Origin of the sequence: Hymenobacter sp. J193 (assembly GCF_024700075.1) — a bacterium.
In the GTDB taxonomy this organism is placed as follows: domain Bacteria; phylum Bacteroidota; class Bacteroidia; order Cytophagales; family Hymenobacteraceae; genus Hymenobacter.
The window spans coordinates 2,101,891-2,125,465 of the sequence record NZ_JAJONE010000001.1; the positions used below are offsets into that span (position 1 = coordinate 2,101,891).

Here is a 23,575-nt window from a genome sequence, read left to right on the forward strand (position 1 = left end):
TGCACGTTATTTTACGTTGTCGTCGTTAAGCTAACGCACCCCTAGCTTCCGTTAGGTATTTGCTTGCGAACTTCTACTTTTGCCAACCCTTTTTTTGTAGCACACACGACTATGTACTGGACGCTGGAACTGGCTTCATACCTGGAAGATGCACCCTGGCCCGCCACCAAGGACGAATTGATTGACTACTCTATCCGCTCGGGAGCCCCGATGGAGGTAGTAGAGAACCTGCAGGCGCTGGAAGACGACGGCCAACCCTACGAGAACATCGAGGAAGTGTGGCCTGACTACCCCACTAAAGAGGACTTCATGTTCAACGAAGACGAATACTAGAAATAAGAGCTCAGAACTCAGAGTTTAGAACTTAGACCGCTTGATCTGGTCGACGGTGCTTTTATCCACTTCTCGGTTCTGATGTCTACGCTCTCAGTTCTAACGATTGAAAATCTGGTTGCGGGGTATGAACAGCGTGTTCTGCTCCGCAACCTTTTTGTGTGCGTACCGGAGCCGGCTTTCGTAGCCATTATCGGGCACAATGGCTGCGGCAAAACCACCTTGTTCCGCGCCCTCACCGGCCAGATACCCTATCAGGGCCGCGTACACGTAGCGGGCCGCGACCTGCGCACCATCCGGCGCCCGGCCGCAGCAGGGCTGTTGGCGCATTTGCCCCAGCGCAGTGTGGTGAGCTTTCCGATAGAGGTACGGGAGCTGGTAGTCATGGGCCGCTACTGCCACCACCGCTTCCTGGGCAGCTACACCGCGCAGGATTACGCCCTGGCCGAAGCTTCCCTGGCTCAAGTTGGCGCGGCCCATCTGCTTCGCCGCGACTTCACGCAGCTTTCGGGGGGCGAGCAGCAGCTGGTGTGGCTGGCCCAGCTGAGCTTGCAGGATGCAGCGCTGTACCTGCTCGACGAGCCCACCCAGCAGCTGGACGTGTACTACCGCCGCCGCGTATTCGATTTGCTCCGGGGCTGGGTAGCTGGCCAGCAGAAAACCATCTTTTGCATCACCCACGACCTCGACAACCTAGCCACCCAGCCTGGCTACCTACTTAATCTCTCGCGCCCGCAGCCGCAGCTGCAGCCCTTGTCCGCCGCCGCCGTGCAAACCGAGCGCGCCTTCCTGGAAAGCGAAGCAAGCCTTGCCGCGCACGGTGAGCTGGTGAAATGGTGAGTTGGATGTTCTGACCGCACAGATGGCGCAATTAGAACATCAACTCACTATTTCACCATCTCACTATTTCTCCGCTTTCCCGGCCGGCGGCGTACTACGTGCCAGATGGAGCGCAGGAAGGGCCAGGGCGTCACGGAGTTCATGATCTGGAAATTCTCCCAGGGCGTTGTGCGCTCGTCGAGGAAGCGGAAGATGCGCTCTACGGGGTTGTGCCGGAATAGCTCGGCGAAGATGGCGCGGGTGGTTTCGCCTTGGCGCTGCATGATGTCGAGCAGCAGGGAATCGAACAGGGGGAACTGCCACTGGTCGCCGGTAGAGTTCTTAGGTGGGTGGCCGGTAGAAGCCAGAGCGGCCACCAGACGGGCTGAGTGCGCCTGAATGCGCTGAAAAGCGTAGCCGGTGCTGGGTTTGGCCCGACCAGCCCGCGTACCCAGGTTGATGATGTGCCTTCCGGCCCGCGCTGGCAGCGGGTGGTCGGTCATCGGAATGGCGCCAGCTTCCTCCGCTTCGATGCGAAAATTCGTAACACCCAGCGTGTCGTGCAGATAGCGCCGAATGGCTTCTTCGTATTCTTCCTTAGCCAGTGGGGTGGGCGAAAACAGCGTGTACTCAACTAGTGCCCGGCGCGGACTGAACGGCAGCACGTACATAAAGCGCGCTTCCTGGTGCTGCTCACCCCGGAAATCCATAAACTCCACCGTAGTCGGGTCGAACACGTCGTGCGCGGTTTCGACTTCCCATCCCACGAAGTGCTGCAGCAGGTAGCGGTGCCGCTGGGGCTGCTTGAGCTTCACCAGATTGGGGGGCGGCTGTCGAAGGCGTACTGAGCGCGAAACTCGCCCATAGTGGTACGCGCCCGCGCCCTATGAGCAACATTGTCCAGAGTCTTTACCTTCGCTTGCACCCAGGTAAACTGCGGGTTGTCGGCCAGCGCGGCCCGCACGAACCGGTAGAAATCCAGCCCCCGGATCATCTTGTAGCGGTAGTTCGAAAGCGGGAACACCTGCTCGAACTCCGGGCTGCGGAAGGCCAGCTGCTGCCATTCGTGGGCTACAATCTCGTCGAAGGGCATGGGCGCATTGGTCCAAAACGACCACGTGCGGTCGTTCTGATCCTTGGCCTCAGGCTCCAGCAGCAGCACCCGCTTGCCCGCCAGCCGGGGCTCCCGGCTGATATGGTACGCCAGACTCAGGCCTGCCGCCCCGCCACCCACAATGAGGTAGTCATACTCACGGATGCCGGAACCACGGATTCTAGCGGATTTATCGGATTGCACGGATTTCGGGGACGGTTCGTGGGACGAAGCTACGTGAGAACAGCGCAGTGACCAATGAGCAGGCAATTCTACAGCTGAGCTGTAAGCTACAATAAACAAAAAAGCCGCTCCCGATGAAGCGGCTTTTCTACCAGTAATTAGCAATTAGCCTTACGGCTCAGAACACGTCCACGAAATCCGAGCGAATCCGCTAGAATCCGTGTTTTGTCGCCCACGAAATCCGTGCAATCCGATAAATCCGAGCGAATCCGTGGTTCCGTCGTATTAGAAGTTTGGCGAGAGCAGGTAGCGGCTGTAGAATTCGTCGATGATTTTTACGGCCGCCTCGGCGTCGTCCACAATCTGCACCAGCTCCATGTCCTCAGCCGAGATGTTGTGCTCCTCGTGCAGCATCACTTCCTCAATCCATTTGAACAGGCCATTCCAGTACGCCGAGCCTACCAGCACGATGGGGAAGCGGCCGATTTTCTTGGTCTGGATGAGCGTGATGGCTTCAAACAGCTCGTCCAGTGTGCCGAAGCCGCCGGGCATGCCCACAAACCCCTGCGCGTACTTGATGAACATCACCTTGCGCACGAAGAAGTAGTCGAAGTTGATGATTTTGTCGGGGTCGATGTAGATGTTGTTGAACTGCTCGAACGGCAGCTCAATGTTGAGTCCCACCGACTTGCCGCCCTCGGAGTGGGCGCCTTTGTTGCCGGCCTCCATAATGCCGGGGCCGCCGCCCGTGATAACGCCGTAGCCGTGGCGCACCAGCTTGGCCGCAATTTCCTCAGCCATCTGGTAGTACGGGTTTTCGGGCTTGGTGCGGGCCGAGCCGAAGATGCTCACGCAAGGGCCAATCTTGGTCAGCTTCTCGAAGCCTTCCACGAACTCGGCCATTACCTTGAAGATCTGCCAGGAGTCGGCAATCTTGATTTCGTTCCAGTCCTTGTCTACGAAAGCCTTGCGGATGCGCTGTTCGTCATCGACCTGAACGGTACGCTTGCCGTGAGTTTGCTCCCGGATATCACTGATGGTTTTGACTTTGTTGTCGTTGACGTTGGGCTGAACAATCGTCTGGCCGCTGCCGGCGTTCATCACCTGGTCGGCGACTTTGGTTCTACTGGTTTTTTTGAGCTTCGCCATAGGAGCTACAACAGGAAATAGGGCAACGACAGCCGCCGGCCAGGGGCGCGGAGCGACAGTGGGGAATGGCCGTTGCCAGGTAAACAAAGAAGGAAAAAAGCAAAAAAAAGCCGCCCACGGAAGGAAGGCGACTCAAAGTAGCGACCCGCAAGATAGATAAAATAGTGAAGTTGTGAAATGGTGGAGTTTGATGTTCTTATTGCGCCGCTTGCGCAAACTGCGCGGTCAGAACGTCAAACTCACCATTTCACAACTTCACGTTTCACTACTTGCTGCGAATGGCAATAACCGGGTCGAGGTTGGCAGCCATTACGGCCGGGATGATACCGGCCAGCACCCCAATCACAACCGACACGGTAAGGCCCAGCGCTATGTTGCCAGCCGACAGGAAAATGGGCATGGCGTCCTGCGGAATGAGCGTAATAAGGTACACCAAGAAGATGCCGGCGCCCCCACCAAGCAGGCACAGGAATACGGCTTCGAACAGAAACTGAAACAGTATGAAGTAATTCTTGGCGCCCAGGGACTTTTGAATCCCGATGATATTGGTGCGCTCCTTCACCGACACGAACATGATGTTGGCAATACCGAAACCACCCACCAGAATGGCAAACGAGCCAATAACTGCCCCGGCAATGCCAATGATTGAAAACAGCTGCGAAATGGCATTGGCCAGCATTTCGGGCCGGTTCAGGGCAAAGCTGTCTTCTTCCCGGGGCTTCAGGCCGCGGATGGTGCGCATGGCCCCCTGTACCTCCGACTCCAGGTTGAGCATGCCCGGGTCACTGTCTACTCCCTTTATCCCGATGGTGGCCTGGGCACCGCCCCCGCTGCCGGTGCTCAGGGCAAACATCTTGGTGAAGGCCGATAGTGGAACCAAGCAGTTGGTGTCGTTGCTGGGCGTATCAAGCAGCTTCTTTCCTTCCTTCTGCATCACGCCAATGATGTTGAACTTCTGGCCGTGGGTGCGAAACTCTTGGCCCAGGGCCGAGCCGTTAGGGTACAGGTTATGCGCTATTTCGTAGCCCACAATAGCTACGTTGCGGGCCGCGTCCATTTCCTGGGCCGTGAAGTAACGCCCCTCCTGCACCGGCACATCCGAAATCAGGCGGTAGTCGATGGTGACGCCCTGCACGGCAATGCTTTCCACGCTGTTGTTGCCGGCTTTGAGGGTATTGCCGCCCCGGGCCGCAAAAACCGCCACGCCCCGGTTGTTTTCCGGGGAAAGCATGCGCTGCAGCTCCCGGAACTCCTGAATGGACGGATTGGGACGGTTGAAATATTTCCACCACGGATAGTCGCCGCCGAAGGACCAGGGCCATTTCTGCACGTAAATCACCTTGTCGCCCACAAAGCTCATGCTCTGGCGCACGTTGGCCTCCAGGGAGTCAACCACCGCAAACACGGCAATGATAGCAAAGATGCCTACCGTAACGCCCAGCAGGGACAGGACGGTACGCAGCAGATTGGCGCGCAGGGCCTGCCAAGCAAACCGGAAACTTTCGAACGTGAGGCGCAGGGTTTTCATAGCAGAAGCAGCAGTGCGGGCGTGATGAAACGGGTAAGCAACCGCGGAGGCGCCCGAAAAGTATAATTCTTCCGGGGCGAATCCTGGCCAGTGGCGCCGTATTCGGGCGGAAAGTAACGATTAATCCAGCCAATTTGTGTACTTTCGCACCCTCAAATTTTCGTTAGGTTCCCCTCCTATTGCCCTTTTGGCCCATGAAACTGTCCGAGTTCAAGTTTGACCTGCCTGAAGCCCTCGTGGCTCAGCATCCTACCAAAAACCGCGACGAATCGCGCCTCATGGTGCTGCACCGCAGCACGGGCAAAATCGAGCATCGGGTCTTCAAAGACATCATTGAGTATTTCGAGGATGGCGACGTGATGGTAGTGAATGACACGAAGGTGTTTCCGGCCCGCCTCTATGGCAACAAGGAGAAAACCGGCGCCCAGATTGAAGTATTCCTGCTGCGCGAGTTGAACAAGGAAATTCACCTGTGGGACGTGCTGGTAGACCCGGCCCGCAAAATCCGGGTGGGCAACAAACTGTACTTCGGCGAGTCGGACATGGTAGCGGAGGTAATTGACAACACCACTTCGCGCGGCCGCACCATCAAGTTCCTGTTTGACGGTTCCGACGAGGAATTCTACAAGGCGCTGCACGACCTGGGCGAAACGCCCATCCCGAAGGAGTTCATTTCCCGCGAAACGGAAGCTGCCGACAAAGAGCGGTACCAGACCATCTACGCCAAGAACACTGGCGCCGTAGCCGCACCGTCGGCAGGCCTGCACTTCACCCGTGAGGTAATGAAGCGCCTGGAAATCAAAGGCGTGGACATGACGCCCGTGACGCTGCACGTGGGCCTGGGCACTTTCCGCCCGGTGGACGTGGAAGACCTCACCAAGCACAAGATGGACTCGGAAAACTTTGTGGTGCCCGCCGCCACGGCCACGATTGTGAACCGGGCGCTGGACAACAAAAAACGCGTGTGCGCCATCGGCACCACATCCATGCGCGCTATGGAATCGTCGGTATCGGCCAACTCCCGCCTGAAAGCTACCGAAGGCTGGACCGACCGGTTTATCTTCCCTCCGTATGAGTTCAAGATTGCCAACTGCCTGCTTACCAACTTCCATACCCCGGAAAGCACGCTCATGATGATGTCGGCGGCCTTCGCGGGTTACGACCTGCTGAGCGAAGCCTACAAGCTGGCCATCAAGGAGAAATACCGCTTCTTCAGCTACGGCGACGCTATGCTGATTCTGTAGGGACTTAGGGACTTAGGGACTTAGGGACTTAGGGACTTAGGGACTTAGGGACTTAGGGTGTATGTCTTGCCCGAATTCTGGTTGCGCCGGATGCTCTTCATTTGAGCATCCGGCGTTTTTTATTGCCTTATTATTACGCGGATTTTTTTCCTTTCCCTTGTCGTGGCCGCTACCCAAGTCCCCAAATTCCCAAATTCCCAAGTCCCCCGATATGCCATCATCGTAGCGGGCGGCAGCGGCACGCGCATGGGCGCCGATCGGCCCAAGCAGTTTCTGGAACTGCTGGGCGAGCCGGTGCTCCTGCACACCCTGCGGCGCTTTGCCGAGCCTGCGCTGCGCGTGCAGGAGTTGGTGCTGGTGCTTCCGCCCGACCAGTTCACTACCTGGGAGCAGCTTTGTCGGCAGCACCAAGTGCAGATTCCGCACGCGGTGGTGGCAGGTGGGGCTACGCGCTGGGCCTCCGTGCGCAACGGGCTGGCGCACCTGTCCGCGCCGTCGGGCGTGGTAGCCGTGCACGACGGGGTTCGGCCGCTCACACCGACCCGCGTGATTGAGGCCACGTTTGAAGCTGCCTACAACCACGGGGCGGCCGTGGCGGCCGTAGTGCCCAAAGACTCGGTACGGGGCCTCAACCAGCAGGGCTCCTATGCGCTGAACCGCGCCCGGCTGCGGTTGGTGCAAACGCCGCAGTGCTTCAGCCTGGAGCTGCTGCGGCGCGCCTACCAATTGCCCGAGCTAACCACCTTCACCGACGATGCCAGCGTGGTGGAAGACCTGCACCCGATTCATCTGGTGGAAGGCGACTACCGCAACCTCAAAATCACGACGCCGGAAGATATGCTGGTAGCCGAGGCCATTCTGCGTGCCCAGCAACCTACAACGTAGCTTCCTGTCTGAGCTATTCGGCGTATTTTGCCGGGCATAACCACCCTCCTCCTCATGGCTGAAACCCTGCCCACCTACACCTGCCTGCTCTACGACGTCCGCCCCGACGGCGTGGCCACTATCACTCTCAACCGCCCGGAAGTTTTCAATGCCTTCAACGACCCGCAGAGCTATGAGCTGCAGGACGCCCTCAAACAGGTGGCCCGCGACGTGCGGGTGCGGGCCGTGGTGCTGACGGGTGCCGGCCGGGCTTTCTGCTCGGGGCAGGATCTGAAAGGTGCCAGCGCTGGTGAAAAACGCTCGTTCTACGACTCCCTGCACAAGCGCTACAACCCCATCATCCGGGCCATGCGCGCCCTGCCTAAGCCCATTATCTGCCGCCTCAACGGCGTAGCGGCCGGCGCGGGCTGCTCTCTGGCCCTGGCCTGTGACGCCATTGTGGCCTCGGTGGAGGCCTCGCTGATTGAGGTGTTCATCAATATCGGGCTGGTGCCGGATTCGGGTTCTTCCTACTTTTTGCCGCGTATGGTAGGCTCCCTGAAGGCTTTTGAGCTGTGCGCGCTGGGCTCCAAAGTGCCCGCCGACGAAGCGCTGCGCCTGGGCCTCGTGAACCAGGTAGTACCCGCCGAGCAGCTCGACGAAGCCGCTTATGGTCTGGCCTCCCGCTACGCCGCGGCCCCCACCAAGTCCATTGGCCTCATCAAGCAGATGCTCAACAAAGCCGGCACCTCCACCCTGGACGAAATGCTCGACTACGAAGCACTCTGCCAGCAGATTGCCGGCGAATCGGAAGACTACCAGGAAGGCGTGAAGGCATTTGCTGAAAAGCGCAAGCCTAGCTTCACTGGCCGATAAGCCAGCCGCTTTTTAAGTTAAACGCAAAGAAGGCTCCTGTAATCAGGAGCCTTCTTTTATGATACAATACCTGCTGCGTAAATCAATTGTGGTCACAGCTAGTGTAACGTGATGGTGCGGGTGCGGCCATTGATGGTTACGGTAGCAATATTGTCGCAGGCCTGGGTGCCGGCGGGGTCGTAGTTCAGCAGCAGACTTTTCTCCTTGCTATTGGTGATGCTGACGGTACCGGAGATGAAATGCCGGGCGCAGCCTTCGGCAAACGATTTGATGAGGGGCTGCTCGATGGTAGCCGTGTAGCTGACGCCTTTGCGGTTAGTACCCGTAGCCGAGCCCGTCACGCTGTACGTGTCGTCGCGCAGGGTGCGGGTTCCGAAGCCAGCGGTGCGGGTATAGGTGCGCTGGGAGGCCCAGTTGTGGGTACCTTCAGGGGTAATGATGCTGGCATCCTGCACCTCTACGAAGCAGGAACCCTGACCTAAGTTGGTGTAGAGACGAGTGCCGGTGTGCTGCCGATCATTCACGTAATAATCAAGCAGGGAAACCGTGATGGTGCTGCCTACCTGCCGTAGCTGCTGACTGAATACGGCCACAATTTTACCCTGGCGCAAACGGCCGTTCGGCCCGGCGCAGTTGGTGGGGCCGAAGTCCAGCGTGAGGGTGCGGGTGTCGGGGTTATAAGTGCGGCTGAAGCAGTTCCCGGCCACGCGAAGCAGGTCGCCAGCCTCGGCTTCGGTGCCGCTGGCGGTAGCCACATCGTTGGGCGCACTGGCATTCAGCAGGTTTAGCAGATCGGCGCCGCCCTCCTCAGCCGCTCCCAGATCCTCCGCCGACGTAATGCTCTCGGGGGTGGCTTGGTCGCTTTCTTTGGCGCAGCCGGCAGTCAGCAAAGCCCCCACGACGAGGGCAGAAAAATACCATGGACAAAGCGTAGGCAGTTTCATAAGGCAAAAGAGTTGAGGGTTGAACAGCTGTTTTCGCTTAATTGGAGGCGGAGCGTTTAAGTTAGTTTAATTCAAGCCGCCGAATATTTCTACGCGGCTGAGCTTACCCCAACAATAACAAGACCTTCTCCGGCGCGTATAGTGGGGTATGCGTTTTTCTTCTCCCAAGATATTCAACTGCTTGCCTTTCTGGTTTTCAGCAATTGCCCTGTCCATTACCCTGGCAGCCTGCTCGTCCAACAGTGAGCAGCAGGACCCGGTAGCGGCAGCCCGCTTCGAGAATGAGCGTCGCATTGGGGAAGCCGACGTAACCAGCAAGCAGGAGCGCGACGCCGAGTTTCTGGTGAATGCGGCGGCTGGCGGGCAGCTCCTGACAGAAGCCAGTCGTCTGGCCCTGCAAAAAGCCACCCTGCCTGCCGTGCGCAACTTCGCCGCCAGGCTGCTGAAAGAGCACGCGGCCATCGGCCAGGGGCTGCAGGTGGTAGCGCAGCAGAAAAGCATTACGGTGCCCTCGGGCCTGGGTAACGAGCAGCAGGATCAATATCAGAAGCTCACTGCGGCCAGTGGCAGCGCCTTCGACAAGCAGTACGTGGAGCTGCTCCTGGACATGCACAACAAGCAGGAAGATGCCTTCGACGACATGCGCGAAGAGGCTTACGATGGCGACATCCGGGGTTTCGCGGCCAAGTACTACCCCGTGCTTTCTGACCACCTGAGCCAGATTAAACAGCTCGAAGATCAAACCGAGAACCTTCCTTAATTTCTTTCTTCTCCTTTTCTAATCTCTCCAAGCCAACCACAAACACTCATGAAAAAGAACCTGTTTGCCATTCTGCCCCTGGCCGCGCTGCTGGCCCTGAACACGAGCTGCGGCGATGCCAACAAGCGTACCGATGGCACCGCTGGCGAAGCAGTTAGCGACATGGACAAGGCCGCGGATGAAGGCGGCGTTCAAGCCGATGCTACTGTGATTGACAACAATGCTGGTCCTACCGTAACCGCTGATGCCGATTCGGCCTCTCCAGCTGCTGGTCCCACCGCCCCGCACTCCACCGACCCCGAGTTCATGAAGTCAGCTGCGCATAGCGACCAGAACGAAATTCAGCTCAGCAAACTGGCCCTGGAAAAAGGTGTGACGGGCATGGTGAAAGAGCACGCCAACAAGATGATTCAGGACCACACCAAATCGACCAACGACCTGAAGCCCATTGCCCAGAAGAAAAACGTAGTGTTGCCCACCGACATGGACGCGGAGCACAAAGCCATTGCGGCCGATATGCGGAAGCTTTCGGGCAAGGACTTCGAGAAGAAGTTCATGGATCAGATGGTAGCCGACCACCAGAAGACGCTGAACACGCTGCAGGCTCACCTCGGCATGACGCAGGACGCCGACCTAAAGGGCTTCATCCAGAAAGTAACGCCCGTTGTGCAGAGCCACCTGGATATGTCGAAACAGCACGCTATGTAAGCTGTGGGTTGACATAAACCCCATAAAAAAAGCCGCCGGAATCTACTTCCGGCGGCTTTTTTATGGGGTTCCGGGCCGTTATGCTTCGGCGTACTTGCTGGTGCGCAGCTCCTCAGCCAGGAAGCGGCTGGTGTGGCCCTTGCCCGACTTGGCAACCTGCTCCGGCGTGCCCTGGGCTACAATAGTGCCGCCGCCCGCCCCGCCTTCCGGCCCGATGTCAATCAGGTAATCGGCTACTTTGATGAGGTCGAGGTTGTGCTCGATGATGAGGACGGTGTTGCCCTTGTCGGCGAGCTTGTGCAGTACTACGGCCAGATGGTTGATATCCTCGAAATGCAGGCCGGTGGTGGGCTCATCGAGGATATAGAAGGTCTTGCCGGTGTCCTTTTTGCTAAGCTCGGTGGCCAGCTTCACGCGCTGGGCCTCGCCGCCCGAAAGCGTAGTGGCTTGCTGCCCCAGGGTGAGGTAGCCCAGGCCTACTTCGTTCAGGGTTTGAATCTTGCGCAGGATGCGGGGCTGAAACTCGAAGAACTCCACGGCCTTTTCCACGGTCATATCCAGCACGTCGGTAATAGACTTTCCTTTGAAGCGCACTTCCAGCGTTTCGCGGTTGTAGCGGCGGCCTTTGCAGGTTTCGCAGGGCACGTGCACGTCGGGCAGGAAGTTCATTTCAATGGTGCGCATACCGGCACCCTCGCAGGTTTCGCAGCGCCCTCCCTTCACGTTGAAGGAGAAGCGGCCCGGTCCGTACCCGCGGATTTTGGCCTCCGGCAACGACGAAAACAGCTGGCGAATTTCGGTGAACACGCCGGTGTATGTGGCCGGGTTAGAGCGCGGGGTGCGCCCAATCGGCGACTGGTCCACTTCAATCACCTTATCGATAAACTCCAGTCCCTCAAGCTTGTCGTACTGTAGCGGCTCGCGCTTGGCGTTGAAAAAGTGCTGGTTGAGGATGGGGTACAGCGTATCGTGAATGAGCGAGGACTTGCCGGAACCCGATACGCCCGTCACGGCTATGAGCTTGCCCAGGGGAAATTTGGCCGTCACGTTCTTGAGGTTGTGGCCTTTGGCTCCGCGTAGCACCAGCTCGTTTCCTTCACCGGCCCGCTTCTTCTTGCGCAGCTCAATGTGCTTCTGCCCGCTCAGGTACTGGGAGGTGAGGGAGCCGCTGCTGAAGATTTCGGTGGGTGTACCGGCGGCCACAATCTGTCCGCCGTGGATGCCCGCGCCGGGGCCAATATCGAGCACGTGGTCGGCATGCATGATCATGTCCTTGTCGTGCTCCACCACAATCACCGAGTTGCCCAGGTCGCGCAGGTGCTGCAGGGCCTTGATGAGCCGCTCGTTGTCACGCTGGTGCAGGCCGATGCTGGGCTCGTCCATGATGTAGAGCACGCCCACGAGCTGGGTGCCAATCTGCGTAGCCAAGCGGATGCGCTGACTTTCGCCGCCCGAGAGCGTGCGCACCGAGCGGTGCAGATTCAGGTAGTCGAGGCCCACCTCCAGCAGGAAGCCGATGCGCTTGCGGATTTCCTTCAGCAGCTCCCGCGCAATCAGGTTCTGGCGGTCGGAGAGGCGCGCTTCCAGGCCTTCAAACCAAGCTGCCAGGTCGCTGAGGTCCATCACCGACAGCTCGCCAATGTGGTGGCCAGCAATTTTGAAGTGCAGGCTTTCCTTTTTGAGGCGGTAGCCGTGGCACTCGGGGCATTCCTGGGCCTGGGTGTACTGCTGAATCCACTCCCGGATATTCTCCGAGTCAGACTCCATCTGGCGGCGCAGGAACGGAATAATGCCTTCGAAAGGCTCCACGTAGTTGGCCTTTTTGGGGTCGGCCTCTTCCTCCTGCTCGGGCACGCCGTGCAGCAGGCGCTCCACCAGCTCCTGGGGCAGCTTTTCGATGGGCGTGCTCAGACTGGCCTTGTGCTTCTTCACGATGAGGCCCAACTGCTGGAAAATCCAGATGTCGCGGTACTCGCCCAGGGGCGCAATTCCGCCGCGGCTGATGCTCAGCTTCTTGTCGGGCATCACCGAGTCTTCGGTGATTTCCTGCACTTCGCCCAGCCCGTTGCAGGTGGGGCAGGCGCCGTAAGGCGAGTTGAAGCTGAACGTATTGGGCGCCGGGTCGTCGTAGGCAATACCGGTAGCCGGGTCCATCAGGAAGCGGGAAAAGAACTGGGTGTTTTCCTTCTTCTTATCCGCATCGAGTACCAGCATCGTGCCTTTGCCTTGGGTCAGCGCATTCTGCACCGAGCCGGAAAGGCGGAACCGGTCTTCCTCCTTCACCACGAGCCGGTCGATGACGATTTCGATGTCGTGGATTTTGTAGCGGTCCACCTGCATCTTGGGCGTGATGTCGAGTAGCTCACCATCCACGCGCACCTTGGTGAAGCCCAGCTTGGCTACCTGCTGAAACAACTCCCGGTAATGGCCTTTTCGGCCCTTCACCACGGGCGCCAGCACCACCAGCTTGCGGCCGTCGTACTCTTTCAGGATGTAGTTGATGATCTGGTCGTCGCTCTGCCGGATCATCTTCTGGCCCGTTGCGTAGCTGAAAGCCTCGGCGGTGCGGGCGTAGAGAAGGCGCAGGAAGTCGTAAATCTCGGTGATGGTGCCCACCGTGGAGCGGGGGTTGCGCGAGGTCGTCTTCTGCTCGATGCTGATAACCGGCGACAGGCCCTCAATCTTGTCCACGTCGGGCCGCTCCAGCCCGCCCATAAAGGAGCGGGCGTAGGCCGAAAACGTTTCCATGTAGCGGCGCTGGCCCTCCGCGTAAATCGTGTCGAAAGCCAACGACGACTTGCCCGAGCCCGAAATGCCGGTAAACACCACCAGCCGCCCGCGCGGAATCCGTACTGATACGTTTTTGAGGTTGTGCTCCCGAGCCCCGTACACTTCAATATAGGGCGCTTCCAGGTCGGCAGGGCCCAGCAGCTGTCCACGGGTAACCACGTGGTTTTCCACTACTGCTTCGTTTACCTGCTCAGCCAGGGGCACTGCCTGCACGGCGGCAGTGGTGTGCTCCGTGGCATTGTCGGCTACGGCGGCAGCCGTCGGGTGCGGCGCCTTCCTGGCTTTCGCAGCCGGGGCGGCATCGTCGGCTACGGGCGCTTTGCCGGGCTTGGCTGCTTTGGGTGCGCGGGGAGCTTTAGAAGTTGCCGGTTTGCCGGCAGCAGAGGAAGAAGCAGTTGATTTTTTAGCCATGCGGCAGCGAAGCGGATAAGTCTGCAAAGGTACGCAAATCGGGCCCCGGCGGCTAGCCCGAATAGCTTATTTGCCAAGCGTATTGGCGAACAATCCCCCGGCCAGCCCCGGAAACCCAATGGGGCACATAGGGGCTATAACACGGGCTCCGGGGGAAATGTCCCGACCCGCCCAAAGTTCTGTTAAACCTTGAGCGGCCTGTGCGTCTAACGCGTGAATTATGGTGCGGCTTTTGCCTTAAGGCATGGCGTCTTTCTTTTGACTCTTCTTCTATGAAAACTCTGCTGAAATCGGGTCTGGCTCTGGTGCTTGGGTTGCTGCTGCACAGCGGCTCCGCGCAGGCGCAGGTGCAGATCAACGTGAACACTCCGTACTGGGGACCGAGCGTAGGCCCGGACGTGCAGTACTACTACATTCCGGAAATCGACGGCTACTACGACCTGTACACCGGGCAGTACCTGTTCTTCGACCCGGTGTATGGTGCCTGGGTTAGCTCGCCGTATCTACCGCGCGCCTACGCCGCCTACGACCCGCGCTTCTTCCATCCTGTGGTGGTGCAGTACGTGGGCCGTCAGCCCTGGGGCTACCTGCGCGACCACCGCTCTTACTGCGACCGGTGGGGCGTGCAGCCGGGCCGGTATTACGGTTCCCGCTGGCCTGGTCAGGGCTACGCAGCCTACCCTCGCGGCTATAACCCAGGCTACTATGCTAACCGCCCCGGAAACCAGGCTGGCTATACCCGCGACAACAACCGGGACCAATACGACAGCCGCAATGATAACCGCGACAACCGCGACAACCGCGGAACCTACGGCAACCGCAGCGACAACCGCAGTTCCCAGGGAGGCTACGATAACCGGGGCGGCAATGACCGCCCCGACGGCCGTAACGACGACCGGGGCAGCTACGAGCGGCCCGACCGCAGCAGTCAGAACGGCAACGGCCGCAGCGGGTCCTCAGCGCCCAGTGGGCAAAGCAATTCTGGCCGGGGCAGCTACTCGGCACCGGGCGGACGGGGAAGCCAGCCGCAGCAGGCTCCTGGCAACGCGCAGAGCGGACGGGGAAGAAGCAGAGGGCAATAGGCCATGCGCTAGCAATATTCATGAAAGAGCCTCAGGTAGATACTGAGGCTCTTTTTTGTAGGCGGCGCTTTCGTTCATCAACACTACTGCCACATGTTGCGTTGAGGACGATGTCAACTCAGGGCTTGGCCTGCAGCCAACCAAATCTGTAGTTGGCGCTATTGTTGTAAACGTCCGCTCGTTCTCTCCTTTCTTAACCACCCCATCTTATGAAACTGTTTCCAAAACTGGCTTTTTCCGGCGTGTTCGCCCTGTTTTTGGCCGGTGCTGCTCCGGCGCAGGCGCAGATCAACATCAATATCAACTCTCCCTCCTGGGGGCCGGCAGCTCCGGCCGGCGCGCAGTACTACTATATCCCCGACATCGGGGGGTATTATGACCTGCGCGGGCAGCGCTACATCGTATACCGCAACAATGCCTGGACGCGGGTAACGTCGCTCAACGGCTATAATCCGGCTAATTTTCATCCGGTTGTCATCGACTATCGGGGCTCCCAACCCTGGGTACTAATCCGGGACCACCGGGCTAAGTATCCGAAAGCCATGCCTCCCGGACAGGCCAAAAAGTACTATGGCGTTCATCCTGGCAAAGGCAATGGACACGGCAAAGGAAACGGGAATGGCAAAGGCCACGGCAAAGACAAGCATTAGCCGTAGGGAATGCATAAATTGGCTAAGCCAGCTGGTCGCTTCTTGCAGCCGGCTGGCTTTTGCTTTTGCCATGTCTTGACCGAGCAGTTGATAACGCCAGCGAAAGGATTGCCGATAACCGTCTTGTTATTCGGCAATACTATCTGAATCAACGAACTAGAATAGGAGGCATTTCGTATCTGCGCCGGATGGCCTCCGGTTAAGAAGGCCCGTTACTCATTTGATATGCCTGAAACTTACTCTCCTGTGCTTCGGCCCCTGACTTCTTCCTTACCACCTCAGCTAAGGGTAGGCTGCGGCTACCAATTGGTGTACCGGGTGCCGGGCACGTCGGCTGAGTTTAGCTTTTACGGAATAGTAGCGGGGCTGCTTCAGCGCGAAGCCAGAGAGTATTTGTCGCTCGAAGCCGGCCAGGAACTTCCGCTGGCCTGGCTGGTAGCCGTCAACGGCCAGCGTCTGGCAGCTTAGCCGGCCTGCTATCCAGTCCGAGCTGGCGGTCTTCCCACTCTTTATTTTCTCTGCCATGCCTGCTCCTGCCTACACGCCCATCAGCTGCTCGTTCTATGATGAGCTGGAAGCCCGCGCTACCACCGGCCAGCCCTGCACCCTCACCTACCGCACCGAGCCCGACACCCCGCCCAGCACCTACCAGGGTATCATTCAGGACCTGTTCATTCAGGATAAAGTAGAATACATGCGCCTACAGGATGGCTTCGAGCTGCGCCTCGATGCACTGGTAGCCGTGGATGACAAAGAGCTGCGGAACTACTGCTAGCTTTGGCTGAGTGATTAAATGAATCAGAAACAAGAAAGGCAGCCCGCAGGCTGCCTTTCTTGTCAAGTGAAACGTACACAAAATCCGTGATTTAAAACTCCGCGCTCTTTGGAAAACGGGGGAAGGGAATAACGTCGCGGATGTTGGCCATGCCGGTGATGAACAGGATGAGCCGCTCGAAGCCCAGGCCGAAGCCGGCGTGCGGGGCCGAGCCGAAACGGCGGGTGTCGAGGTACCACCAGAGGTCTTCCTCAGGCACGTGCATTTCCTGCATACGCTGCTGCAGCTTCTGCAGGTCGTCTTCGCGCTGAGAGCCGCCGATGATTTCGCCAATGCCAGGGAACAGCACGTCCATGGCGCGTACGGTGCGGCCGTCCTCGTCCAGCTTCATGTAGAAGGCCTTGATATCCTTGGGGTAGTTGGTCAGGATAACGGGCTTCTTGAAGTGCTTCTCCACCAGGTACCGCTCGTGCTCCGACTGCAGATCGGTACCCCAGTCCACCGGAAACTCGAACTTCTGCTTGGCCGATTTCAGGATTTCCACCGCCTCGGTGTAAGTGAGGCGCTGGAAGTCGTTGTCGACCACGAAGCGCAGGCGGCTGAGCAGCTCCTTGTCGTACTGGTCGTTGAGGAACTGCAGGTCGTCAGGGCAGTGCTCCAGGGCGTAGCGCACCAGGCTTTTGAGGAAATCCTCGGCCAGGTCCATGTTGTCCTGCAGGTCGAAGAAAGCCACTTCGGGCTCAATCATCCAGAACTCGGCCAGGTGGCGGGCCGTGTTGGAGTTTTCGGCCCGGAACGTGGGCCCGAAGGTGTACACCTTGCCCAAGGCCATAGCCGCCACCTCGCCTTCAAGCTGGCCCGACACGGTGAGGTTGGTGGCTTTTCCGAAGAAATCCTGGCTGTAATCCACCGTACCAGCCTCGTTCAGAGGCGGCTTGGTGTCGGAAAGCGTGGTAACGCGGAACATCTGGCCGGCACCCTCAGCATCGGAGCCGGTGATGATGGGCGTGTGAATGTAGAAGTAGCCGTGACTGTTGAAGTACTGATGCACCGCAAACGACATGGCGTGGCGGATGCGCAACACCGCCCCAAACGTGTTGGTGCGGGGGCGCAGGTGGGCAATACCCCGCAGGAATTCCAGCGTGTGGCCTTTCTTCTGCAGCGGGTAGGCGTCCTGGTCGGCGGTGCCATACACCGTAATTTCCTCGGCCTGTATTTCCACCGCCTGGCCCTTGCCCTGGCTGGCTACCAGCTTGCCGCGCACGGCCACAGCCGCCCCGTTGTCTACGCCGTCGGCTTTAAGCTTTTCTTCCGGGAACAACTCGGCGTTGGCTACCACCTGGATGGAATTAAAGCCGGAGCCGTCGTTCACGGCAATAAACTGCACGTACTTGTTGCCGCGGCGGGTGCGTACCCAGCCTTTCACCAGCACTTCGCGGTCCAGCTCGGTGCTGCGGAGCAGGTCCTGCACGCTGGTTCTTCGGAGGTCGGACATCGGGAGGTTATGTTCTGCGAAAGAAAGAATTGGCTGCAAAGGTAGAGCTTTTGTCAAGGGTGCGAAACCAGCTTTCAGCCAGCCAAGCGCCCTAACAGCCGCTGCCACCAGCTACGGCCGGCAGAGGAGGCAGGCATAGAGGAAGCTGATACTGACATGGCAAGGGCTGGCACCGGCGGATGTAGCGCGGTCAACACCTCAGCTACCGTATCGGGTGCCAGTAGCTGCCGAAGCTGCACCTGCGGCCGATGCGCATCGTGTAATACGGCTAAGAAGTCTATATCCCAGCTGCGGCGCGGTGGCCCTACCAGTTCGGCGGCCAGCAGCACCACTCGGCCCTGCACCCGGGGCATGTCGCGCACAAAGGCTTCACCCCAAGCTATCTGCATACTATCCAGTGGTCCGCCTTTGTATGCGGCTGCGCTCAACCACTCAAACCGAGCCACATCTATGTTCTCGTCTGGCAACTCAGCACTGACGCCCTGAGCGTAGCGCAGCAGCTGTTCATTCGTGGGCGGATAAGACAGGCGCAGCCCCAGCGCTTCGCGTTGTTGCACTACCAACGGTTGCAGCAACGTAAGTAAGTGAAACACATTATTAACTTGACTAACACTCACTTCTATGCCCGTTCCGTAGTGCGGAAACAGCACATACACGCTGGCCTCATCACTGACCTGCAACATGCCCGATAGATAATAGAAATGATCGGAGAGGTCATCATGCTCTGTCAGCCAAGCAGCTAGGTGCGGCTGAGCCTGCAGTTGCTGCCGGTTGACGGCTGATCGGCAAAGCATGGCCATGAGGCCCATTACGGCAAACCGCCACACCTGCGGAGGTGGTGCCTGGCCGCCAGCCTGCAACGCTTGTAAGTGCTGGAAATAGGCCCACACAGCCGAAAAAGCTATTTCCGCATGATTATGCTTTTCTACCAGGGCCCCGCAACACACGGCCAACACCGCTCCCTGGGCCAACTGGGCCGTTGGTAATAGGTCTGCTACTGCAGCCAGTGCTTCTGCAGCTTCGGGTGCTTCCAAGTCATTGGCTGCTGCCAGAAAATCCTCCACTTCGGGCTCATGTATCAGCTTATCGGGCAGACCGGCTTTGGGCAAAACTGCCCAGATACGTAAAGCCGATAGTTCACTCCACATATCTTTCTAGCCTTTACAATTCGTTTGAAACAGAAACCTTTTGAGCATATGGCTATGACAAGTCACCCCGGGCGTTACCAGCAATGCGCTTTGGCGGAAAGATAAAGCTGACAGCAGATACCCCAACATTTTGCTGTTAACTCAAGTACAGAAAGGGCTACATTTGGCTTAATTCCCTCGTTTATTTCCGGCGGGGCGCACGCGTTTTCTGAGTATGCAACGACTCGACATGAAGCAGCTTCTCCAGCAGAAGCTCTCCCCCCAACAGATTCAATTTATTAAGCTGCTGCAGATTCCGACGGCGGAGCTGGAGGCGCGCATCAAGGAAGAGCTGGAAGTAAACCCAGCCCTGGAAGAAGGCGACGACCAGGACGAGGAGTTTGAGGAGCAGGAGCGCGACGATGACTCGGACGACGAGGACAACGACCCCGACGCCGAGTTCGACAGCGACAACAGCACGCTGGATGAGGATTTCAACGAGCCCGCCGACGAGCAGCCCGAAGTGGAGCTGCCCATACCGGAAACCTCCGAGCCCGATGAGCGCCAGAGCGACAACGACGACCTAGACCTGAGCGACTACCTCAACGACGACGAAATAGCGGGCTACAAAATGCAGGGCGACGGCCCCGGCGAGGACGAAGATGACCGGGAAATGCCCTTGGCCGACACGAGCGGCTCCCTTATCGACTCCCTGCTCGATCAGCTGGGCTTTGCCAGTCTTGATGAAAAACAGGAAGCCATTGGCCGCCAGCTAATCGGCTCCATTGATGGCGACGGGTACATCCGCCGCGACCTGTCGGCCATTGCCAACGACCTGGCTTTCTCGCAGAATCTGGAAGCCTCGGTGCCCGAAATTGAAGCCGTGCTGCGCGTGATTCAGCGCTTCGACCCGGCCGGCATTGGGGCCCGCGACCTGCAGGAGTGCCTGCAGCTGCAGCTGGAGCGCCGCCACCAGGACGACCCCGATGTGGAGCACGCCGAGCGCATCATCACCGACACGTTTGAGGAGTTCACCAAAAAGCACTACTCCCGCATTCAGCAGAAGCTGGATCTGGAAGACGACGAGCTGAAGGATGCTATAGCCCTGATTTTGAAGCTCAACCCCAAGCCCGGCGGTACCGGCCCGGTGGGCCTGGGCAAGGTGCAGTACATCATTCCCGACTTCATTCTGACCAACGACAACGGCCAGTTGAACCTGACCCTGAACGCCCGCAACGCGCCCGAGTTGCGCGTATCCCCGGCGTACACGGAAATGTTCCAGGCCTACGATAAGGCCTCGAAAAAGGACGCCAAGATGAAGGAAGCCGTGACCTTCGTGAAGCAGAAGCTGGACTCGGCCAAGTGGTTTATCGATGCTATCCGGCAGCGCCAGAACACACTCCTGCGCACCATGGACTCGATAGTGCGCTATCAACATGACTTCTTTGTGGAAGGCGACGAAAGCAAGCTGCGCCCCATGATCCTGAAGGATATTGCCCAGGAAATCGGGATGGATATTTCGACGGTGAGCCGGGTGGCCAACTCCAAAGCCGTGCAGACGGAGTTTGGCATCTACCCGCTCAAGTACTTCTTCTCCGAGGGCATTGCCACCGACTCGGGCGAGGATGCTTCGAGCCGGGAAGTCAAGCACATTCTCAAGGAAATTATTGAGGGCGAAAGCAAGTCCCGCCCGCTCTCCGACGACAAGCTGGAAAAAATGCTGAACGCCCGCGGCTACAACATTGCCCGCCGCACCGTAGCCAAATACCGGGAGCAGCTCAACATCCCGGTGGCGCGCCTGCGGAAGGAGCTGTAGGATAATGAACAGTGAGGAAATACCTTCAGGCGAAACGCAGGCTGGCAGCCGCCAATCGGAAGCGTCGGCCAAGTCTGCCATTCCTCATTTTCTGTCCGTCGTTTTTCACCCGCTGCTGGTCCCTACTTATCTGGTCCTGTGGTTGGCGTACGGACTGCCGGTAGCGCCATTGGCGCGCCCTGCATTTGTAGCTGCGTTGGTAGCCGGTCTTACGTTTGGAGTTCCGGCGCTGGGCACTGCGGTGCTGTATGCGTTCGGGCGCGTCAGCTCGCTGCAACTGGGGGAGCGGCGGCAGCGCTATGGTCCCCTGCTGCTGGCTTCTCTCAGCTTTGGCGGCGCGGCTTACTTGGTGCCGCAGCTGGCTGGCGCGCACTCGTTGCTGGCGCTGTTGCTCGCAGGTATGGCCCTGGCCGTGACGCTCACGTTCATCATTACCTTCTGGTGGAAAATAAGCGCGCACGGCGTGGGCATGGGGGGCGCCCTGGCCATGCTGCTGGTTCTTTGGGGGCAGCAGCCTGCTCTCCCGACCACTTACCTAAGCTTGTCCGCCGGCCTAGTGCTGGCTGCGGCCGTGGCCTGGGCGCGGCTGATTTTGCGGGCCCATACCAAAGCGCAGGTTGCGGCGGGCCTGCTGCTGGGGCTCGGCACTGGGCTGGGCGTGATACTGCTGGGCCGGTAGTTTCCGCTGATAACCGAACCGACAACCCAGGTCAACTCCTCGCTTTACAGGCTGACCCACAGGGAATAGGGTAAGAGCAGAAGCTGATACCAGCTACAAAAGTCTATCTTTGTAGACTACGGCTATTTCCTTGTACGTTTCCACGCCTTTGTTATGTCTACGCTCCGTTCCCTTCGCTTTTCGGGCCTGCTGATGGGCAGCTTACTGCTTGTGGGCAGCGCCCAGGCCGCAGTACCAAGTGTAGCCGCGGGCCAGGGAGGCCCGGGGGCGCATGAAATGCCCCGCCAACGTGCCCGGCAGCTCACGGACTACCTGACCGATGCGTTGGATCTGAGTGCCGAGCAGAGCCGGCAGCTGGAACGCTGCACCTACGCTCACCTGCGCCGCAAACAACAGGCGTCTCACCGCCTGCCCGGTGCCGCCCGCCGGGCCGAGCGTCGCTACCTTGCCTCCCTGGGACGCGTGCTGCGCCCAAGTCAGCTGGCTACCTATTTCTGGCTCGATGATCAGCAGCCCATGGCCGTAGTGCGGCTGAGCGCCCCGCGCTTCTGATTCTCTTTCTACTTTCGAGCATAGGCCCGGTCTGCTGCGCGCAGGCTGGGCCATCGTTTTTGCGAGCTACAGCGCCGCCATTTCCTGGGCTACCAGCGCCTGCACCTCGGGTTGGTCGTAGTCGGCTTCGGAGTGGATGTGGGGCATCAGGCGCGCCATAATCTGGTCCTGGCGCTGCCCGTCGGCCCAAGCCTCGGCGTAGGGCGTGTGCGAGAACGTGACCTGCGGATAAAGCGGCACCCATTGGTCGGGATACTGAGCGGAGATTTTGCTTTCGATTTTCTTCTGAAGCAAAAAACGCGGATCCGCCACCCGGTCGCGCATTTCCTCAAAGTTGTACACCGCCATTTCGGCCATGGCATCGGTGTTGGGCTTGCGCTGGCGCGCAAAGGTGTCGAACACAGCCAGCCAGTCGTGGTCCTGCTCGCCCAGCAGTTGGTTTAGGATAGTGCAGTCTTCGAAGCCGGCATTCATACCCTGCCCGTAGAAGGGTACAATGGCGTGGGCCGCGTCGCCGAGCAGCAAGACAGAGTCCTGGTACGACCACGGAAAGCACCGTACCGTGACGAGGGAGCCGGTGGGGTTCTGGAAGAAGTCCTCGGTAAGCTCCGGCATAAGCGGGGCCGCATCGGGAAATACTTCCTGAAAAAACGCCGCTACCTGCGCGGGCGTTTGCAGGGCGGCAAAGGAATGCGGGCCTTCGTAAGGAAAAAACAGCGTGCAGGTGAACGTGCCGTCGAGGTTGGGCAGCGCAATCATCATGTACTGGCCGCGCGGCCAGATGTGCAGCGCGTGCTTTTCCAGCTGCCAGCTGCCATCGGGCCCGGCCGCAATATTCAGCTCCTTATAGCCATACTCCAGGTAGCTTTGGGAGTAGTCGAACCGGTCGGTTTTCTGCAGGGCACCGCGCACCGCCGAGTAGGCGCCATCCGCCCCAAACAGGCGGCTATACGCTTGCTTATACACCGAGTCGGTGGGTACGTCGCGCAGCTCCAAGACGTGGTTGCGCACGTCCACATTCAGGCACTGCTGCTCGAAGCGCACCTGCACGCCGGGCTGTTGCTCTACCAGATCCAGCAAAGTGCGGTTGAGGCCCGCCCGCGACACGGAGTAGATAGCCTGATCTTTGGTGCCGTAGGGCTGCGAAGTAAGCTGGCCCTGCTGGTCGTGCATCACGCGGCCATACATGGGGATGCCCACCTGCCGGATTTCTTCGGCAATGCCTACGCCTTCCAGCGCCCGCCACCCTCTATCCGACAGCGCCAGGTTGATGGACCGGCCTTCGATGGGGCCCGCCCGGCGCGGGTCGGGGCGGCGCTCCAGCACCTGCACGGGAAAGCCGCGCCGGGCCAGGTACAAAGCCAGCAGTGAGCCTACGAGGCCACCGCCTAAAATGGTGAGTGAAGTTTCGGGAGTGGCAACGGTGGCTGGGGTGGGCATAGAACGGGGTAAAAATCAGGCGTGCAATCTAAGACGAATGAGAGCAAGTTCCGTTGCCGCTAACCTGGTTCGGAACCAAAGAACCCGCCACATCCAGGAGCACGAGCCGCGTTCAGCCGATAGCACTATTTTAATTCTGCTTTTACAAGCACCCCACCAGCCTCACGGCCCCACATTACCTGTCTGACCTTTTTACTGGCTACATAGCCTGCGGTGTTCCAATAGCAAAGACTACACGACCGAAGTCACTACAACCG

At 59.0% G+C, this 23,575-nt stretch carries 23 protein-coding genes; 14 read left to right on the top strand and 9 right to left on the bottom strand.

Features of this window, described 5'->3' with window-relative positions:
- The first annotated feature begins 111 nt into the window (after positions 1 to 111).
- Positions 112 to 333 carry a DUF2795 domain-containing protein gene (locus tag LRS06_RS09115; RefSeq protein WP_019948259.1) on the top strand — a complete coding sequence of 74 codons (222 nt, stop codon included), beginning with the start codon at positions 112 to 114 and terminating at the stop codon, positions 331 to 333.
- A gap of 81 nt (positions 334 to 414) precedes the next feature.
- Entirely contained in the window at positions 415 to 1,173 is a 759-nt protein-coding gene (locus tag LRS06_RS09120; protein WP_257871209.1) for an ABC transporter ATP-binding protein, read from the top strand.
- Positions 1,174 to 1,220: 47 nt separating this feature from the next.
- On the opposite strand, the gene LRS06_RS09125 is transcribed toward LRS06_RS09120, so the two are convergent.
- The 4 genes from LRS06_RS09125 to LRS06_RS09140 all read right to left on the bottom strand — a co-directional run bounded on the left by LRS06_RS09125 (position 1,221) and on the right by LRS06_RS09140 (position 5,105).
- A complete protein-coding gene (locus tag LRS06_RS09125) occupies positions 1,221 to 1,967 on the bottom strand; it encodes a lycopene cyclase family protein (protein WP_257871210.1) in 747 nt (248 codons plus the stop codon).
- Positions 1,964 to 2,449 (bottom strand): FAD-dependent oxidoreductase, encoded by a 486-nt coding sequence (locus LRS06_RS09130; protein WP_257871211.1) that lies wholly within the window; start codon positions 2,447 to 2,449, stop codon positions 1,964 to 1,966. Before LRS06_RS09130 ends, LRS06_RS09125 begins: the two co-directional genes overlap by 4 nt.
- A gap of 264 nt (positions 2,450 to 2,713) precedes the next feature.
- On the bottom strand, positions 2,714 to 3,577 hold the full coding sequence (locus tag LRS06_RS09135; protein WP_196955407.1) for a TIGR00730 family Rossman fold protein: 864 nt from the start codon (positions 3,575 to 3,577) through the stop codon (positions 2,714 to 2,716).
- 265 nt (positions 3,578 to 3,842) lie between these two features.
- Complete coding sequence (locus LRS06_RS09140; RefSeq protein ID WP_257871212.1) at positions 3,843 to 5,105, bottom strand: ABC transporter permease; 1,263 nt, start codon at positions 5,103 to 5,105, stop codon at positions 3,843 to 3,845.
- A 194-nt stretch (positions 5,106 to 5,299) separates the two neighbouring features.
- Between LRS06_RS09140 and queA the strand changes: the two genes are divergently transcribed.
- The 3 genes from queA to LRS06_RS09155 all read left to right on the top strand — a co-directional run bounded on the left by queA (position 5,300) and on the right by LRS06_RS09155 (position 8,089).
- A complete protein-coding gene (queA, locus tag LRS06_RS09145) occupies positions 5,300 to 6,349 on the top strand; it encodes a tRNA preQ1(34) S-adenosylmethionine ribosyltransferase-isomerase QueA (RefSeq protein ID WP_196955409.1) in 1,050 nt (349 codons plus the stop codon).
- Positions 6,350 to 6,511: 162 nt separating this feature from the next.
- Positions 6,512 to 7,234, top strand: a complete 723-nt coding sequence (locus LRS06_RS09150; protein ID WP_257871213.1) for a 2-C-methyl-D-erythritol 4-phosphate cytidylyltransferase — start codon at positions 6,512 to 6,514, stop codon at positions 7,232 to 7,234.
- A gap of 54 nt (positions 7,235 to 7,288) precedes the next feature.
- Positions 7,289 to 8,089 (top strand): enoyl-CoA hydratase-related protein, encoded by an 801-nt coding sequence (locus LRS06_RS09155; protein ID WP_257871214.1) that lies wholly within the window; start codon positions 7,289 to 7,291, stop codon positions 8,087 to 8,089.
- 98 nt (positions 8,090 to 8,187) lie between these two features.
- Here LRS06_RS09155 and LRS06_RS09160 read toward each other — a convergent pair whose 3' ends face one another.
- On the bottom strand, positions 8,188 to 9,033 hold the full coding sequence (locus LRS06_RS09160; RefSeq protein ID WP_257871215.1) for a hypothetical protein: 846 nt from the start codon (positions 9,031 to 9,033) through the stop codon (positions 8,188 to 8,190).
- A gap of 148 nt (positions 9,034 to 9,181) precedes the next feature.
- Between LRS06_RS09160 and LRS06_RS09165 the strand changes: the two genes are divergently transcribed.
- Together LRS06_RS09165 and LRS06_RS09170 are read left to right on the top strand one after the other, a co-directional pair.
- Positions 9,182 to 9,793 carry a DUF4142 domain-containing protein gene (locus tag LRS06_RS09165; RefSeq protein ID WP_257871216.1) on the top strand — a complete coding sequence of 204 codons (612 nt, stop codon included), beginning with the start codon at positions 9,182 to 9,184 and terminating at the stop codon, positions 9,791 to 9,793.
- Between the two features lie 48 nt (positions 9,794 to 9,841).
- Complete coding sequence (locus LRS06_RS09170; protein WP_257871217.1) at positions 9,842 to 10,501, top strand: DUF4142 domain-containing protein; 660 nt, start codon at positions 9,842 to 9,844, stop codon at positions 10,499 to 10,501.
- Between the two features lie 78 nt (positions 10,502 to 10,579).
- Here LRS06_RS09170 and uvrA read toward each other — a convergent pair whose 3' ends face one another.
- On the bottom strand, positions 10,580 to 13,702 hold the full coding sequence (gene uvrA, locus LRS06_RS09175; protein WP_257871218.1) for an excinuclease ABC subunit UvrA: 3,123 nt from the start codon (positions 13,700 to 13,702) through the stop codon (positions 10,580 to 10,582).
- A 272-nt stretch (positions 13,703 to 13,974) separates the two neighbouring features.
- Between uvrA and LRS06_RS09180 the strand changes: the two genes are divergently transcribed.
- The 4 genes from LRS06_RS09180 to LRS06_RS09195 all read left to right on the top strand — a co-directional run bounded on the left by LRS06_RS09180 (position 13,975) and on the right by LRS06_RS09195 (position 16,209).
- Positions 13,975 to 14,784 carry a hypothetical protein gene (locus LRS06_RS09180; protein WP_257871219.1) on the top strand — a complete coding sequence of 270 codons (810 nt, stop codon included), beginning with the start codon at positions 13,975 to 13,977 and terminating at the stop codon, positions 14,782 to 14,784.
- A gap of 209 nt (positions 14,785 to 14,993) precedes the next feature.
- Positions 14,994 to 15,434: a hypothetical protein gene (locus tag LRS06_RS09185; RefSeq protein WP_257871220.1), complete on the top strand. Its 441-nt coding sequence runs from the start codon at positions 14,994 to 14,996 to the stop codon at positions 15,432 to 15,434.
- 225 nt (positions 15,435 to 15,659) lie between these two features.
- A complete protein-coding gene (locus tag LRS06_RS09190) occupies positions 15,660 to 15,902 on the top strand; it encodes a hypothetical protein (RefSeq protein WP_257871221.1) in 243 nt (80 codons plus the stop codon).
- 55 nt (positions 15,903 to 15,957) lie between these two features.
- On the top strand, positions 15,958 to 16,209 hold the full coding sequence (locus LRS06_RS09195) for a hypothetical protein (RefSeq protein ID WP_257871222.1): 252 nt from the start codon (positions 15,958 to 15,960) through the stop codon (positions 16,207 to 16,209).
- Positions 16,210 to 16,300: 91 nt separating this feature from the next.
- Here the strand turns inward: LRS06_RS09195 and asnS are convergent, their stop codons facing one another.
- Positions 16,301 to 17,704 (bottom strand): asparagine--tRNA ligase, encoded by a 1,404-nt coding sequence (asnS, locus tag LRS06_RS09200; RefSeq protein WP_257871223.1) that lies wholly within the window; start codon positions 17,702 to 17,704, stop codon positions 16,301 to 16,303.
- Positions 17,705 to 17,778: 74 nt separating this feature from the next.
- Complete coding sequence (locus tag LRS06_RS09205) at positions 17,779 to 18,813, bottom strand: hypothetical protein (RefSeq protein WP_257871224.1); 1,035 nt, start codon at positions 18,811 to 18,813, stop codon at positions 17,779 to 17,781.
- Positions 18,814 to 19,066: 253 nt separating this feature from the next.
- Between LRS06_RS09205 and rpoN the strand changes: the two genes are divergently transcribed.
- From rpoN to LRS06_RS09220, 3 genes are all read left to right on the top strand, one after another.
- Positions 19,067 to 20,647: an RNA polymerase factor sigma-54 gene (gene rpoN / locus LRS06_RS09210; RefSeq protein WP_257871225.1), complete on the top strand. Its 1,581-nt coding sequence runs from the start codon at positions 19,067 to 19,069 to the stop codon at positions 20,645 to 20,647.
- A gap of 142 nt (positions 20,648 to 20,789) precedes the next feature.
- The gene (locus LRS06_RS09215; RefSeq protein WP_257871226.1) at positions 20,790 to 21,326 is read left to right on the top strand and encodes a hypothetical protein; all 537 of its coding nucleotides are present in this window, start codon (positions 20,790 to 20,792) and stop codon (positions 21,324 to 21,326) included.
- 153 nt (positions 21,327 to 21,479) lie between these two features.
- On the top strand, positions 21,480 to 21,878 hold the full coding sequence (locus tag LRS06_RS09220; protein ID WP_257871227.1) for a hypothetical protein: 399 nt from the start codon (positions 21,480 to 21,482) through the stop codon (positions 21,876 to 21,878).
- A gap of 66 nt (positions 21,879 to 21,944) precedes the next feature.
- On the opposite strand, the gene LRS06_RS09225 is transcribed toward LRS06_RS09220, so the two are convergent.
- Entirely contained in the window at positions 21,945 to 23,318 is a 1,374-nt protein-coding gene (locus LRS06_RS09225) for an NAD(P)/FAD-dependent oxidoreductase (RefSeq protein WP_257871228.1), read from the bottom strand.
- Positions 23,319 to 23,575: the final 257 nt, after the last annotated feature.

Coding starts and splice junctions, on each gene's coding strand:
- LRS06_RS09115 (WP_019948259.1), top strand. CDS start 112: ATGTACTGGACGCTGGAACTGGCTTCATACCTGGAAGATGCACCCTGG.
- LRS06_RS09120 (WP_257871209.1), top strand. CDS start 415: ATGTCTACGCTCTCAGTTCTAACGATTGAAAATCTGGTTGCGGGGTAT.
- LRS06_RS09135 (WP_196955407.1), bottom strand. CDS start 3,577: ATGGCGAAGCTCAAAAAAACCAGTAGAACCAAAGTCGCCGACCAGGTG.
- LRS06_RS09140 (WP_257871212.1), bottom strand. CDS start 5,105: ATGAAAACCCTGCGCCTCACGTTCGAAAGTTTCCGGTTTGCTTGGCAG.
- queA (WP_196955409.1), top strand. CDS start 5,300: ATGAAACTGTCCGAGTTCAAGTTTGACCTGCCTGAAGCCCTCGTGGCT.
- LRS06_RS09155 (WP_257871214.1), top strand. CDS start 7,289: ATGGCTGAAACCCTGCCCACCTACACCTGCCTGCTCTACGACGTCCGC.
- LRS06_RS09160 (WP_257871215.1), bottom strand. CDS start 9,033: ATGAAACTGCCTACGCTTTGTCCATGGTATTTTTCTGCCCTCGTCGTG.
- LRS06_RS09165 (WP_257871216.1), top strand. CDS start 9,182: ATGCGTTTTTCTTCTCCCAAGATATTCAACTGCTTGCCTTTCTGGTTT.
- LRS06_RS09170 (WP_257871217.1), top strand. CDS start 9,842: ATGAAAAAGAACCTGTTTGCCATTCTGCCCCTGGCCGCGCTGCTGGCC.
- uvrA (WP_257871218.1), bottom strand. CDS start 13,702: ATGGCTAAAAAATCAACTGCTTCTTCCTCTGCTGCCGGCAAACCGGCA.
- LRS06_RS09180 (WP_257871219.1), top strand. CDS start 13,975: ATGAAAACTCTGCTGAAATCGGGTCTGGCTCTGGTGCTTGGGTTGCTG.
- LRS06_RS09185 (WP_257871220.1), top strand. CDS start 14,994: ATGAAACTGTTTCCAAAACTGGCTTTTTCCGGCGTGTTCGCCCTGTTT.
- LRS06_RS09190 (WP_257871221.1), top strand. CDS start 15,660: ATGCCTGAAACTTACTCTCCTGTGCTTCGGCCCCTGACTTCTTCCTTA.
- LRS06_RS09195 (WP_257871222.1), top strand. CDS start 15,958: ATGCCTGCTCCTGCCTACACGCCCATCAGCTGCTCGTTCTATGATGAG.
- asnS (WP_257871223.1), bottom strand. CDS start 17,704: ATGTCCGACCTCCGAAGAACCAGCGTGCAGGACCTGCTCCGCAGCACC.
- rpoN (WP_257871225.1), top strand. CDS start 19,067: ATGCAACGACTCGACATGAAGCAGCTTCTCCAGCAGAAGCTCTCCCCC.
- LRS06_RS09220 (WP_257871227.1), top strand. CDS start 21,480: ATGTCTACGCTCCGTTCCCTTCGCTTTTCGGGCCTGCTGATGGGCAGC.
- LRS06_RS09225 (WP_257871228.1), bottom strand. CDS start 23,318: ATGCCCACCCCAGCCACCGTTGCCACTCCCGAAACTTCACTCACCATT.